The sequence below is a fragment of the Micromonospora sp. NPDC049139 genome (genome assembly GCF_055586845.1).
Genome location: NZ_JBVJHK010000015.1, coordinates 1 through 13,371, shown reverse-complemented (window position 1 = coordinate 13,371; position 13,371 = coordinate 1). Strand labels below are relative to the sequence as shown.

11 protein-coding genes and 1 pseudogene are annotated in these 13,371 nt (G+C 73.3%); 11 read left to right on the top strand and 1 reads right to left on the bottom strand.

What is annotated here, in order from left to right:
• From ACZ6Q9_RS23095 to ACZ6Q9_RS23085, 3 genes are read left to right on the top strand one after another with little or no spacing between them, the layout of a single operon-like run.
• Positions 1–441 (top strand): acyl-CoA thioesterase, encoded by a 441-nt coding sequence (locus tag ACZ6Q9_RS23095; protein WP_357463048.1) that lies wholly within the window; start codon positions 1–3, stop codon positions 439–441.
• Between the two features lie 5 nt (positions 442–446).
• A complete protein-coding gene (locus ACZ6Q9_RS23090) occupies positions 447–1,583 on the top strand; it encodes a trans-sulfuration enzyme family protein (RefSeq protein WP_396829532.1) in 1,137 nt (378 codons plus the stop codon).
• Positions 1,584–1,639: 56 nt separating this feature from the next.
• Positions 1,640–2,299: a hypothetical protein gene (locus ACZ6Q9_RS23085; RefSeq protein ID WP_396829531.1), complete on the top strand. Its 660-nt coding sequence runs from the start codon at positions 1,640–1,642 to the stop codon at positions 2,297–2,299.
• A 127-nt stretch (positions 2,300–2,426) separates the two neighbouring features.
• Here the strand turns inward: ACZ6Q9_RS23085 and ACZ6Q9_RS23080 are convergent, their stop codons facing one another.
• On the bottom strand, positions 2,427–3,152 hold the full coding sequence (locus tag ACZ6Q9_RS23080; RefSeq protein ID WP_396829530.1) for a DUF899 family protein: 726 nt from the start codon (positions 3,150–3,152) through the stop codon (positions 2,427–2,429).
• 105 nt (positions 3,153–3,257) lie between these two features.
• Here ACZ6Q9_RS23080 and rfbA point away from each other — a divergent pair, with 105 nt between their 5' ends.
• The 8 genes and pseudogenes from rfbA to ACZ6Q9_RS23040 all read left to right on the top strand — a co-directional run.
• Positions 3,258–4,151 (top strand): glucose-1-phosphate thymidylyltransferase RfbA, encoded by an 894-nt coding sequence (rfbA, locus tag ACZ6Q9_RS23075; protein WP_350712403.1) that lies wholly within the window; start codon positions 3,258–3,260, stop codon positions 4,149–4,151.
• Positions 4,152–4,260: 109 nt separating this feature from the next.
• Positions 4,261–5,112 (top strand): annotated as a pseudogene (locus tag ACZ6Q9_RS23070) (class I SAM-dependent methyltransferase); the annotation flags it as partial.
• A gap of 83 nt (positions 5,113–5,195) precedes the next feature.
• Positions 5,196–6,014 carry a crotonobetainyl-CoA--carnitine CoA-transferase gene (locus tag ACZ6Q9_RS23065; protein ID WP_393270369.1) on the top strand — a complete coding sequence of 273 codons (819 nt, stop codon included), beginning with the start codon at positions 5,196–5,198 and terminating at the stop codon, positions 6,012–6,014.
• Positions 6,011–7,279, top strand: coding sequence for an aminotransferase class V-fold PLP-dependent enzyme (locus tag ACZ6Q9_RS23060; protein WP_393270371.1), 1,269 nt, complete (start codon positions 6,011–6,013; stop codon positions 7,277–7,279). Before ACZ6Q9_RS23065 ends, ACZ6Q9_RS23060 begins: the two co-directional genes overlap by 4 nt.
• Positions 7,243–8,799 carry a TldD/PmbA family protein gene (locus tag ACZ6Q9_RS23055; protein WP_396829529.1) on the top strand — a complete coding sequence of 519 codons (1,557 nt, stop codon included), beginning with the start codon at positions 7,243–7,245 and terminating at the stop codon, positions 8,797–8,799. The genes ACZ6Q9_RS23060 and ACZ6Q9_RS23055 overlap by 37 nt, the downstream gene beginning before the upstream one ends.
• A 23-nt stretch (positions 8,800–8,822) precedes the next feature.
• Complete coding sequence (locus ACZ6Q9_RS23050; protein WP_396829606.1) at positions 8,823–10,172, top strand: metallopeptidase TldD-related protein; 1,350 nt, start codon at positions 8,823–8,825, stop codon at positions 10,170–10,172.
• Positions 10,173–10,538: 366 nt separating this feature from the next.
• Positions 10,539–11,741, top strand: coding sequence for a DUF6004 family protein (locus ACZ6Q9_RS23045; protein WP_350687465.1), 1,203 nt, complete (start codon positions 10,539–10,541; stop codon positions 11,739–11,741).
• A gap of 89 nt (positions 11,742–11,830) precedes the next feature.
• Positions 11,831–13,371 (top strand): Clp protease N-terminal domain-containing protein (locus ACZ6Q9_RS23040; RefSeq protein ID WP_396829605.1); only part of this gene is annotated, 1,541 nt, incomplete at its 3' end.

Below are 13,371 nucleotides of genomic sequence, written 5' to 3'. Positions count from 1 at the left end.
ATGCCGCGCTACTACGAGTACCGGCACGTCGTCGGCTTCGAGGAGACGAACCTCGTCGGCAACGTGTACTACGTGAACTACCTGCGCTGGCAGGGTCGGTGCCGGGAGATGTTCCTGCACGAGCACGCGCCGGAGATCCTCGACGAGCTGCGCGCCGACCTGAAACTGTTCACCCTCAAGGCCGAGTGCGAGTTCTTCGCCGAACTGGCGCCGTTCGACCGCCTCGCGGTCCGGATGCGGCTGGTCGAGCTCAGCCAGACCCAGATGGAGCTGGGCTTCGACTACCTGCGGCTCGGCGGCGACGACCTGCTGGTCGCCCGGGGGCGCCAGCGGATCGCGTGCATGCGCGGGCCGAACGGGCGCACCGAGCCGGTCCGGGTGCCGGCCGGGCTGGTCCGGGCGTTCGCCCCGTTCCGGGCGGCCACGGTGGGGCAGGGGTGAGCGGCATGCGCTTCGACACCCGACTGGTGCACGGCGGCCGCCGGCCGCCGGCGGGCACCGGGGACGTCGTCCCCCCGATCCACGTCTCCACCACCTACGAGCGCCGGGCGCAGGACGAGCCCCGCTACTTCTACGGCCGGGGCGAGAACCCCACCCGGGAGGAGCTGGAGGAGTGCCTCGCCGGGCTGGAACGGGCCCCGTTCGCCACCGTCTTCTCCTCCGGCCAGGCCGCTGCCGCGACCCTGCTGTCGCTGGTGCGGCCCGGGCAGTGCGTGGTGAGTACCGACGACGTGTACGCCGGCACCGACGGCCTGTTCGACCTGGCCGCGCGGCAGGGCGTGCGGGTGCGGTACGCCGACCTGACCACCCCGGAGGGGATCACGGCGGCCCTGGCGGAGCCGGACCTCGCCCTGGTCTGGATCGAGACGCCGACCAACCCGCTGCTCACCGTGGTGGACGTCGCCGAGGTCAGCCGGCGGGCGCACGAGCGGGGGGCCCGCGTGGTGGTCGACAACACCTTCGCCAGCCCGGTGCTCCAGCAGCCGCTGGCGCTCGGCGCCGACGTCTCGCTGTACAGCACCACCAAGTCCATCGCCGGCCACGCGGACGTGCTGGGCGGCGCCCTCGTCTACCGCGACGCGGACCTGCACGCCGCGGTCCGGGCGTACCGGACGACGGCCGGGAACGTGCCGGGGGCGCTGGACTGCTTCCTGGTCCGCCGGGGGTTGCACACCCTGTCGCTGCGGGTGCACCGGCAGGTCGCCACCGCGCGCGTCCTGGTGGAGCGGCTGCGGGCGAGCCCCGCGGTCGGCGCCGTCCACTATCCGGGGCTGCCCGAGCACCCGCAGCACGCGGTCGTCAAGGCCCAGATGAGCGCGCCCGGCGCGATCGTCTCCTTCGACTACCTCGGCGGCCCCGCCGAGCGACTGCTGGACCGGTTCACGCTCTTCACCTGCGGTGTCAGCCTCGGGGGCGTGCACTCCCTCGTGGAGTGCCCGGCCCTGATGACGCACCGTCCGCTGTCGGCCGAGGCCCGCGCGCGGCGGGGCATCGGCGACTCGCTGATCCGCCTGTCGGTCGGCATCGAGGATCCGCACGACCTCGCCGAGGACCTGTCCCGGGCGCTGGCGGGCGGGCCCTGAGCCGGCCGTCCGCCCGCGTCCCGCCGTCCACCCGCCTGCCACGAAAGGGGCCGTCCATGGCCATCCGCGAGATCGACACGACGTTGCCGGTCGTCCGGTCGCTGCCCGCGCCCGGGCGCTACCTGTGCGGCCTGACCTTCGACGGCGAGTTCTTCTGGCACTCGGACCAGGAGGCCGGCGAGATCTACGCCCTCGCCCCGGACACCGGCGCCGTCGTGCGGACCCTGTCCTGCCCCCGGGCGCGGGCCGACCTCACCGTGGGCGGCGGCGCGCTCTGCCAGGTCGGCGGCCGTCCGAAGCGGATCCTGCTGATCGACCCGCTCACCGGCGAGGCACTCGGCGAGAAGGAGGTGGCCCCGCCCAGCGGCCGGCTCTGCGGGGTGGAGACCACCGGCGTGGCGATGTGGATGGGGCTGCGCGGGCCGTCGGTGGTGCAGCTCCGCGACGTCGCCACGATGACCGTCCAGCGTGAGTTCCCGGTGCCCGGCGTGCCGTCCGGGCTGACGGTGGCCGGTGACCTCGTGGTCTACGCCGATTTCGAGGGGGCGATGCTGCGGGCGGTCGACGCCCGGCACGGCACGCTGCGCGGACAGGCACAGGTGGCCGGCCGTCCGGTCGGCCTGACCTGGGACGGCGCGCTGCTCTGGTACGCCGACTTCGCCGGCCGCCGGCTGGCGGCGGTGCGGCTGCCCGACCTGCTCGCCACCGGGTCGTGACCCGGCGGCGAGCATCCGCCGCCGGGCGGGGCCGGAACGGTGTCGTGCCGGCCCGGGCCAGCCGCCGGGCCGGACGCGCGATCGTGCCGGCCCGGGGAGGCCGCCGGGCCGGTCCGAGGGCGGACCGTCAGGCCGGTGCGGGGGACGTCGCCGGGCCGGGGACGTAGTCGTTGCCGGCGTACCAGTCGCCGCGGCCCTGGGGCAGCAGGTCGAGGACGTTCCAGACCGGGCTGAGCAGGTCGATGCCGCGTTCGCCGCCGTCGGGGAAGCTCGCGGGGGCGGAGTAGAGGTGCCGCACCCGGTTGCCCTCGGCGCGCAGCACGCTGACCATCGGTCGTTGCGTGCCGTCCGGGTGCTCCGCGCGCAGGTCCGCGTTGAAGGACGTGCCGTGGCTGGACAGGATCCGCAGGCCGGTCCAGCCCCGCCGCCGGGCCCAGGCCCGCAGCCGGGGCAGCGGCGCCTTCGCCACCACCGCCACGGCGGTGTGCCGGCGCAGGTGCGGAAGCACCCCGTGGAAGCCGTCCACCCACAGCGAGCACATCGGACAGGCCTCGGCGGCGTCCGGCGCGAACATCAGGTGGTAGACGAAGAGGGTCTCGTGCTCTTCGAACAGGTCGCGCAGCCGGACGCTTCGGGCCGGCCCTGGCCGGGCCAGGTCGGCCGGCCCCTCGGCGAGCCGGTAGTCCGCCAGCAACGGGCCGGGCGGCAGCCGCCGCCGCGCCGCGGCCACGCGTTCGAGCTGGTCGCGCAGGTCCTGCTCGGCCGACGCGAGTGCCCGCCGCGCGGCCACGTACGCGCCGTCGGCGCCGACGGGCCAGCTCGGCAGCGCGGTCTCCTGGTCGACGTCGGTCATTGCCGCTCCCTCCGCGACGGTCGGGTCACCCCGGGCAGGCTACCCCGCCCGGCACCCGACGTGATGTTTTCACCACGCGCAGGCGCCATGCGCTACGCTTTAAAAATGCGTGGTGTTTTGCTCGCTGGTGGCACCGGCTCGCGGATGTGGCCGGTGACCCGGGCGGTCTCCAAGCAACTGATGCCGGTCTACGACAAGCCAATGATCTTCTATCCGCTGAGCACCCTCGTGACGGCCGGTGTGCGGGAGATCCTCATCATCACGCGCCCCGACGAGCAGCCGCTGTTCCGGCGCCTGCTCGGCGACGGCGGCCAGTGGGGGCTCGACCTGCGGTACGCCGTGCAGGAGCGCCCGGACGGCATCGCGCACGCGCTCCTGCTCGCCGCGGACTTCCTCGCCGGCGGCCCGGCCATGCTCGTCCTCGGCGACAACATCATCCACTCCGCCGAGCTGGACCGGCAGCTCGCCGAGCTGACCGGGGTGGACGGTGGGCTGGTGTTCGGGCTCCCGGTGGCGGACCCGCGGCCGTACGGGGTGCTCGACCTCGACGAGTGCGGCGCGGTGCGCGACATCGTGGAGAAGCCCTTGGTCCCGCCGTCCCGGTACGCCGTGCCCGGTCTCTACGTGTACGGCGCGGACGTCGTCGCCATCGCCGCGGAGCTGACGCCGAGCGCCCGGGGCGAGTTGGAGATCACCGACGTCAACCGGGAGTACCTGCGCCAGGGCCGGCTGGAGGTGCGGCTGCTCGGGCGACGCACCGCGTGGCTGGACACCGGCCGGTTCGGCGACCTGATGAAGGCGGCCGAGTACGTGCGGGTGATCGAGGAACGGCACGGCGTCAAGGTCGGCTGCGTCGAGGAGGCGGCCTGGCGGGCCGGGCTGCTCGACGACGCGGCGATGCGCCGCCTGGCGGTGCCGCTGCGTGCCAGCGGGTACGGCGACTACCTGCTGCAACTGCTCGACGGCGAGCGTCCGGCGCGCCCGGCCGCCGTCCGGTGAGGGCCCGGGGGTCGGCGGCGGGCAGGTGATGGCAAGCGCGCGCCGTTGCCCGACCAACTTGTCAATCATATAGTGAGCTGAGGCCGAGTCCGCCTGCGAGGAGAGCGACATGACCGCCGTCCGGTTCGACTCCGTGGCCTTCAAGGCCGAGCAACGTGACACCTGGAACGCGGTCAGCGCCGGGTGGGACTTCTGGCAGGACCGCTACGAGCGGGCCGCGGCGCCGGTGACCGACTGGCTGCTGCGCGCCGCCGGGCTCCGCCCCGGCCACCGGGTGCTCGACGTCGGCTGCGGCACCGGCGAGCCGTCGGTCAGCGCCGGCCGGCTGGTCGCCCCCACCGGCCGGGTGCTCGGCATCGACCTCGCACCGGAGATGGTCGACCGGGCCCGCCGCTGCGCCGCCGGCCTCAACCACCCGATCGAGTTCGCCGAGTCCGACGTGGAGGCCCTCGACCTGCCGGCGCACTCCTTCGACGCGGTGCTCAGCCGGTGGGGGCTGATGTTCGCGGTGGACCGGCAGCGCACCCTCGCGGGCCTGCACCGCCTCCTGGCTCCCGGCGGCGTGCTGGCCGCCGCCGTCTGGGGGCCGCCGGAGGCGAACCCGATGACCTCGCTGGGCTTCCGGACGCTGGCCGCGGGCCTGCCGGTCCCCCCGCCGGGCCGTCCCGGCCCGTTCAGCATGTCCGACGCCGAACGCACCCGCGCCGACCTGCTCGCCGCGGGCTTCACGGACGTCGGCACCGAGTCCGTCGGGATCGCGATGCGCTTCGCGTCCGTCGACGAGTACCTCGCGTACACCCGCGACGTGACTCCGCCCGGTGTGCTCGCCACGGTGCGGCGGCAGCTCGGCGCCGACGCGGAGCGGGCGGGCTGGGAGCGGCTCGCCGAGGCCGCCGCCGCCTTCGCCGACGCGGACGGCGTGCTCACCCTGCCCGGCTCGGCGCTCTGCCTGCGCGCGCGCCGTCCCGCCGGCGCGTCGGCCGACGCCGGCCGGGCCGAGGCGGCCGGATCCGGCCCGCCGGGGGCCGGGCCGGGGAGGGCCGGATGACCGCGGCCTGCCCGAGCGCGCCCCGCCCGGCCCGTCCGTCGGCCGGCCACCCCGGCCTGCTCGCGCTGGCCCAGTCGTACGTCGACGACGCCGCCGCCCGCGGTGAGCTGCCGCGCCGGGACCTGGGTGGGTTGCCCGGCACCCGGGTGCGCGTCGACCCGGAGTTCTGCCGCACGGTGGCCCGGCACTTCGACCGGGCGCCCCGGCGGGACCTCGGGCCGGACCTGGCGGCCCGCTACCGCCGGTTCACGGAGGAGAACCTGCGCCACTTCGCCCTGCTGGCCGGGGCGGGGATCCGCGTCGAGCCGTGGCGGGGCCCCGGGCAGCCGTACCGGGGCGCGGCGGACCTGGTCGACCGCCTCGCCCGCACCGGCGTGCTGCACGTCTACCTGACCCGGGACGGCCACGGCCCCGACGGGCCCGCGCCGGACCATCCGCTCTGCGCCCCGTCGGGTGTCACGGTCGGCGGCGTACCGCTGCTGCACAACGACATCTTCCGGGCCGTGCACGACGTCTTCGGTCACGTCATGCTCGGCGCCTCGATGGGGGTGGCGGGCGAGTTCCTGGCCGCGTACGGGCACATGGCGATGTACTCGCCCGAGGTGCATCCCGTCGTCTTCACCGAGCAGGTCAGCCAGATCTGCTGGTTCTTCCACGGCCCGCACCTGGCGGACCGGGCCGGGCGGTGGCCCCGGCGCGGCGAGCCGGGGTGGATCCCCCCGTCCGAGCGGCCCTACCCGGAGCAGAAGCTCTTCCCCTGCCCGCCGGGTTTCCTCGACCGCTTCACCGCAAGCTTCACGGAGGAAGCACGATGACCGACACGGCTGCCCGTCCCCTGTCCGCGGTGCGGGCCGAGTTCCCGTTCCTCGACGTGGCCGGGCACGGCCCGCCGCTGGCCTACCTCGACAACGCCGCGACGACGCAGAAGCCCCGGTCGGTCCTCGACGCGGTGGTCGACTTCTACACCACGGCGAACAGCAACGTCGGGCGCGGCTTCTACGAGCTCAGCCGCCAGGCCACCGGCCGTTACGAGGACGCCCGGGAGGTGGTCCGGCGGTTCGTGAACGCCGCCCACGCCGACGAGATCGTCTTCACCCGGGGCACGACGGACGCGGTGAACCTGCTCGCCGACACCTTCGCCCAGCGGATCGTCGGCGCCGGCGACGACATCGTGGTCACCGGCATGGAGCACAACTCCAACCTGCTGCCGTGGCGCCGGCTCTGCGAACGGAGCGGGGCGAGGCTGCGGGTCGTGCCGTCGCCGGCCGGCGGGCCGGTCCGGTCGGAGGATCTGGCCGCCGTCCTGGGCCGGCGGACCCGCCTCGTCGCGGTTAGCCACGTCTCCAACGTGCTCGGCACCGTCAACCCCGTGCGGGAGCTGGTCCGGGTGGCGCACGACCGGGGCGTGCCCGTGGTCGTCGACGGCGCGCAGGCGGTCGCGCACCTGCCGGTCGACGTGCGGGAGATCGGCGCTGACTTCTACTGCTTCTCCGGCCACAAGGTGTACGCCCCGATGGGCTCCGGGGTGCTCTACGGCCGGCGGGAACTGCTCGCCGACCTGCCGCCCTACCAGGTGGGCGGTGGGACGGTCAAGGGGGTCTCGCACGACGCCCCAGTGTCCTACGTGCCGGTTCCGGCGCGGCTGGAGGCCGGCACCCCGGACATCGGCGCCGCGGTCGGTCTCGCCACCGCGTTGACCTGGCTGGACGGGCTCGACCGGGACGCGGTGCGGGCACACGACGCGGACCTGGTCCGGTACGCCGTCGACGTCCTGCGCGACGTCGACCGGGTGCGGGTCGTCGGCGACCCGGCCGCGGACCCGGCCGGCATCGTCTCCATCGCCGTGGACGGCCTGCACCCGTACGACGTGGGCGGGCACCTCGACGCGCACGGCATCGCCGTGCGGTCCGGCGTGCACTGCGCCAGCGCGTTCCTCGACGACCTGGGGCTGCTCGGCACGGTGCGGCTCTCCTTCGCGGTCTACAGCACCCGCGGCGAGGTCGACCGGGTCGCCGAGGCGCTGCGTACCGTGCGGGCGGGGGAGTGGACCACCCAGTACCCCGACATCCGGTTCCGGTGACCGCCGGGCCCGCCCCGGCCGTCGCCACGGAACCGGGATTCGACACGCTGCCGGCCGGGGAGCTGGCCCTGGCCGCGCTGGAACGGGCCCGCCGGCTAGGCGCCTCGTACGCCGACGTGCGGCTGCGGCGGGTGCGGGCGCTGCGCGAGCGGGTCCGCGACGCGCAGCCGGAGGGCACCCAGGAGAGCGTCGAGACCGGGGTCGGCGTGCGGGTCCTCGTGGACGGCACCTGGGGTTTCGCCTCGGGGGTGGACCTCTCCCCGCCGGGGGTCACCGAGCTGGCCGCCCGGGCCTGCGAGCTGGCCCGGATGCTGCGCCCGCTGCGCGGCGCACCGCCCCGGCTGGCGCCCGAGCCGGTCCACGGGCCGGCGGTGTGGGAGTCGCCGTGCGAGGTGGACCCCTTCGCGGTGCCCGCCGCCGAGCGCACCGCCCTGCTGGCCCGCTGGTGCGCGATCCTGCGCGACGGCGGCGCCGACCTGGCGGAGGCGTACCTGCAGGTGTTCCGCGAGTCCACCGTGTACCACGACAGCGAGGGCCGGCGCATCCGGCAGCGGCGGACGTGGCTGCACCCGATGGTGGTCGGGTTCCGGATCGACGCGGACAACGGCACCTTCGAGACCATGCGCACCCTCGGGCCGCCGGCCGCCCGCGGCTGGGAGTACCTGACCGGGACCGGCTGGGACTGGGCGGGCGAGCTGGCCCGCCTGCCGGGGCTGCTGGCCGAGAAGCTCGCCGCCCCGTCGGTCGAGCCGGGGGAGTACGACCTCGTCATCGACCCGACCAACCTCTGGCTGACGATCCACGAGACCGTCGGGCACGCCACCGAGCTGGACCGGATCCTCGGCCGGGAGGCGGCCTTCGCCGGCACCTCGTTCGTCACCCCCGACGACATCGGGTCGCTCCGCTACGGCTCGCCGGCGATGAACGTGGTCGCCGACCGCACCACCCCGCACGGGCTCGCCACGATCGGCTACGACGACGACGGCGTGGCCGCCCGGTCGTGGCCGCTCGTCCGCGACGGCGTGCTGGTCGGCACGCAGCACGATCGGCAGACCGCCGGCGCCGCCGGGCTGGACCGCTCCACCGGCTGCGCGTACGCCGAGTCGTACCGGCACCTGCCCGTGCAGCGGATGCCGAACGTCTCGCTCCGCCCCGCGCCGGACGGGCCGGACACCCGCGAGTTGATCGGCCGGGTGCGGGACGGGCTGTACGTCGTCGGCGACAACAGCTTCTCGATCGACATGGCACGGGTGAACTTCCAGTTCACCGGGCAGCGCTTCTACCGGATCCGGGACGGCCGCCTGGCCGGCCAGGTGCGGGACGCCGCGTACACGGGGACGACGCTGGAGTTCTGGCGGTCGCTGGAGGCGGTGGGCGGCCCGCAGACCTGGCTGCTGTCCGGTGCGGGGCAGTGCGGCAAGGCGCAGCCGCTGCAACTCGCCGCCGCCGGGCACGGGTGCCCCTCGGCGCTGTTCCGAGGCGTACGCGTGACCAACACCCGGACGGAGGCGCCCGCGTGAGGACCCCGAGCCCGCAGGAGACGGTGGAGATCGCCCTCGGCGCGGCGGGCGGCGACGACTGCGTGGCGATCGTGGAACAGGGCGCCGACGTGCACCTGCGGTGGGCGGACAACGCGCTGACCGGCAACGGGAGCGGCGACGAACGCCGGGTGTCGGTGGTGGCCGTCGCAGGCGGCCGGGTGGGTGCGGTGTCGCTGTGCGGGCCGGCCGACCGGGCCGAGGTGGTCGCGCTGGTCGAGGCGGCGCGGGCGGCCGCCCGCCAGGCGCCGCCGGCGCCGGACGCGCGGCCCCTGCCGGCCTCCGGTACCGGGTCGCCGCACTGGGAGGACCCGGTCCCGGCGGCGCCGCCGACGGTGTTGACCGGGCTGGTCGACCAGTTGGCCGCCGGGTTCGGCCGGGCGCGGCGCGGCGGCCGGGTGCTGCACGGGTACGCCGAGCACCGGATGCGCAGCACATTCCTCGGCACCTCCACGGGTGTGCGGCTGCGCCACGACGAGCCCGCCGGGCACCTGGAGCTGACCGCGCGTGACCGGGACGGCTTCCCGGTCTGGACGAACGCCGTGACCACCGACTTCGGCGACGTCTCGGTGGCCGCGCTGCAGGACGAGCTGGACCGGCGCCTGCACTGGGGCCGGCGGCGGTTCGAGGTGCCGCCCGGCCGCTACGAGTGCCTGCTGCCGCCGACCGCCGTCGCCGACCTGATGAACTACGCCTACACCACGGCGGGAGCCCGGGCGGCGGCGCAGGGGCGGACGGTCTACAGCGGACCGGGGGGCCGGACCCGGATCGGGGAGCAACTCGCCGGCGTGCCGCTGACCCTGCGCAGCGACCCGGCGGCCGACGGGCTGCGCTGCGCCCCGTTCCTGGTGGCGCCCGCGTCGACGCCGACGAGGTCGGTGTTCGACAACGGCCTTCCGCTGGGCGCGACCCGCTGGTGGGACCAGGGTCGGCTGCGGTCGCTGGTGCACACCCGCGACAGCGCGGACGAGTTGGGCATGCCGCTCACGCCCGCGGTGGACAACCTCATCCTGGAGGGGCCGGGTGGTGTGTCGGCCGCCGACCTGATCGCGACGACCCGGCGTGGCCTGCTGGTGACGAGCCTCTGGTACATCCGTGAGGTGGACCTCGCCACCATGGCCCTCACCGGGCTGACCCGGGACGGCGTCTACCTGGTGCGCGACGGCGAGGTCGTCGGGGCGGTCAACAACTTCCGCTTCAATGACAGCCCCCTGGCGATGGCGGCCCGGGTCACCGAGGTGGGCCGGACCGTGCCGACCCGGGCCCGCGACTGGGGCGACGCGGTGGCACGTACGGCCATGCCGATGCTGCGCGTCCAGGACTTCCGGCTCACCGCGGCGACCCACGCGGTCTGACCGCCGGATCCGACCGGCGCGCCGCTGACATTGGCTGCCCGCCGGCACGCCCCTACTTGGCGCCGGCGGCCCGTCGCGGACGAGGCGCGGCCCTACCCGAGCCTGTGGGGGCGCTCCGACCGTGTGCCGAAGCGGTATACGAACAAATAGCGTCGGTGGGATATGTGCTTACGAGGATTCAACCCTCCCCGTTGGATGATCCCCTTGAACCATCAGTGAAACCGGACATTATTTCGCAAACGATCACTGCGGCCCCGTTGACAGTCACTTTAGAAAACAATAGCGTTCGGGTCAGTGGTCCTCCCGGGTTGAGCAGAGCGTCACAGAGGGCGTCAGGGCATCCGGGGCAAACAGGGAGGTGGAGCCGTGACTGACACGGCGAGAGAGACCTACGAGTCGCTCAACATCGAGCCGAAGCCGCTGCGGCCGCACATCCTGGCTGCGGCGACGGTCGTCTTCGGTGACGACTACTACGGCGGCCGTCGGGAGACGATCAACCTGTCGGGCTTCGTGCAGATGAACAAGTGGCCGATGCCGGGGTTCAAGCACACCGTCGACGAGGACGGCACGGCGAGCTTCAACCTGGAGCTCATCAGCGCCCCCGAGGTCGGCATCAAGGGGTTCAGCTACACGCTGAACGACCGGATCCAGATCCTGTCGAACCCGTACCTGCCGAACACCGGTCACATCAAGCAGATCGTGCCCGGCAAGAACTTCCCCGCGGAGTTCTACATCCGGCGGTTCGGCATCCTGGAGACCAGCACCATGCGGCTGGCCCACCGGGGTGTCATCGACGTCAAGGGGATCGTGGACGGCCTTCCGCCGTACAAGACCCCGCTCACCTCGCCGTTCCTCGGCCGCCCGTACGGCGACCAGGGTGAGGTCATGCCGGCGCACAACGTGGTCCGGGGCACCAACCTCCCGGCCGCGTGGTACCCGTCGAACGACGAGAACGAGGCCGTCGGCAACACGCCGAGCGCCTTCTTCGCGTCGAGCATCGGCCCGTGCGTCTCGATGCTGGTCGACCCGTCGATCATCATCCAGGCCTCGACCGAGGCGAAGATCAAGGTCGAGGTCAACGGCCGCACCGAGGAGATCGAGCTCGCCGGCGACTACCCGCTCGCCGCGGGCGCCGAGATCCTCCTCTTCGGGCCGGAGAAGCACGACCAGGGCTCCGGGGTGCTGGCCCAGCTCGCCCGCGTGGCGCTGGTGGGCAACAGCCCGGCTCTCGGCGGCAAGGTCATGCTGCGGGCCAGCTTCTTCACCGTCTCGGGCGGCCAGCTCGGCGACGGCAACGAGGAGAGCTTGAGCCGGCTGCGCTACCCGGGTGAGCTGCACTTCGACGCTCACTTCGAGCTGGTGACCCCGTCTGCCACGCTCTACGCGGCGGCCCCGGTGCACCTGAGCGGCCAGCTCAAGGACATCGAGCCGACCGGCACGCTGCTGACCGCCGAGCACGCCGACGCCGCGCTGCGGACGAAGGACGGCGAGTCCCGGGCGCGCCTGACCGGTGTGTCGATGAAGCTGGGTGACGCGCTGGTGGGCTCGGAAGCCTACGTCAGCGCGTGACGACCAACCGCCGTTGGTAGTCCCGAAAGACGTCGTCCCGGGTGGCCTCCTGTCACCCGGGACGGCGTCACTCTCCAGGGGTGGCAGACATGTTCGAGCGGTTCACCGACCGAGCGCGACGGGTTGTCGTCCTGGCCCAGGAAGAGGCCCGGATGCTCAACCACAACTACATCGGTACGGAGCACATCCTGCTGGGCCTGATCCATGAGGGTGAGGGTGTCGCGGCAAAGGCCCTGGAGAGCCTCGGTATCTCTCTGGAGGGCGTGCGGCAGCAGGTTGAGGAGATCATTGGTCAGGGTCAGCAGGCGCCGAGCGGGCATATTCCGTTCACGCCGCGGGCCAAGAAGGTGTTGGAGCTGTCGCTGCGTGAGGCGTTGCAGCTCGGGCACAACTACATCGGCACGGAGCACATCCTGCTGGGTCTGATCCGTGAGGGTGAGGGCGTCGCCGCTCAGGTCCTGGTGAAGCTGGGCGCGGATCTGAACCGGGTCCGTCAGCAGGTGATCCAGCTGCTCTCCGGCTATCAGGGTAAGGAGCCGGCTGCGGCGGGTACGGCGCCGGGTGAGGCCGCGCCGTCGACCAGCCTGGTGCTGGACCAGTTCGGCCGGAACCTGACCCAGGCCGCCCGCGAGGGCAAGCTCGACCCGGTCATCGGGCGCGAGAAGGAAATCGAGCGGGTCATGCAGGTGCTGTCCCGCCGGACGAAGAACAACCCGGTCCTGATCGGTGAGCCCGGCGTCGGTAAGACGGCTGTGGTGGAGGGGCTGTCCCAGAAGATCATCAAGGGTGAGGTGCCGGAGACGCTGAAGGACAAGCAGCTCTACACCCTCGACCTCGGTGCCCTGGTCGCCGGTTCCCGCTATCGGGGTGATTTCGAGGAGCGCCTGAAGAAGGTCCTCAAGGAGATCCGCACCCGGGGTGACATCATCCTGTTCATCGACGAGATCCACACCCTGGTGGGTGCGGGTGCCGCCGAAGGCGCGATCGACGCCGCGAGCATCCTCAAGCCGATGCTGGCCCGCGGCGAGCTGCAGACCATCGGCGCCACGACCCTCGATGAGTACCGCAAGCACCTGGAGAAGGACGCCGCGCTCGAGCGCCGCTTCCAGCCGATCCAGGTGGGTGAGCCCTCGCTGGCGCACACCATCGAGATCCTCAAGGGGCTGCGGGACCGGTACGAGGCGCACCACCGTGTCTCGATCACGGACGCCGCGCTGGTGGCTGCCGCCACCCTGGCCGACCGGTACATCTCCGATCGGTTCCTGCCGGACAAGGCGATCGACCTGATCGACGAGGCTGGTGCGCGGATGCGGATCCGTCGGATGACCGCGCCGCCGGACCTGCGGGACTTCGACGAGCGCATCGCGCAGGTGCGTCGGGACAAGGAGTCCGCGATCGACGCGCAGGACTTCGAGCGGGCCGCGCAGCTGCGGGACAAGGAGAAGCAGCTGCTGGGTCAGAAGGCGCAGCGGGAGAAGGAGTGGAAGGCCGGTGACCTGGACGTCGTCAGTGAGGTTGACGACGAGCAGATCGCTGAGGTGCTCGGTAACTGGACCGGTATCCCGGTGTACAAGCTGACCGAGGAGGAGACCTCGCGTCTGCTGCGCATGGAGGACGAGCTGCACAAGCG

Coding starts and splice junctions, on each gene's coding strand:
- ACZ6Q9_RS23095 (WP_357463048.1), top strand. CDS start 1: ATGCCGCGCTACTACGAGTACCGGCACGTCGTCGGCTTCGAGGAGACG.
- ACZ6Q9_RS23080 (WP_396829530.1), bottom strand. CDS start 3,152: ATGACCGACGTCGACCAGGAGACCGCGCTGCCGAGCTGGCCCGTCGGC.
- rfbA (WP_350712403.1), top strand. CDS start 3,258: ATGCGTGGTGTTTTGCTCGCTGGTGGCACCGGCTCGCGGATGTGGCCG.
- ACZ6Q9_RS23090 (WP_396829532.1), top strand. CDS start 447: ATGCGCTTCGACACCCGACTGGTGCACGGCGGCCGCCGGCCGCCGGCG.
- ACZ6Q9_RS23060 (WP_393270371.1), top strand. CDS start 6,011: ATGACCGACACGGCTGCCCGTCCCCTGTCCGCGGTGCGGGCCGAGTTC.
- ACZ6Q9_RS23065 (WP_393270369.1), top strand. CDS start 5,196: ATGACCGCGGCCTGCCCGAGCGCGCCCCGCCCGGCCCGTCCGTCGGCC.
- ACZ6Q9_RS23085 (WP_396829531.1), top strand. CDS start 1,640: ATGGCCATCCGCGAGATCGACACGACGTTGCCGGTCGTCCGGTCGCTG.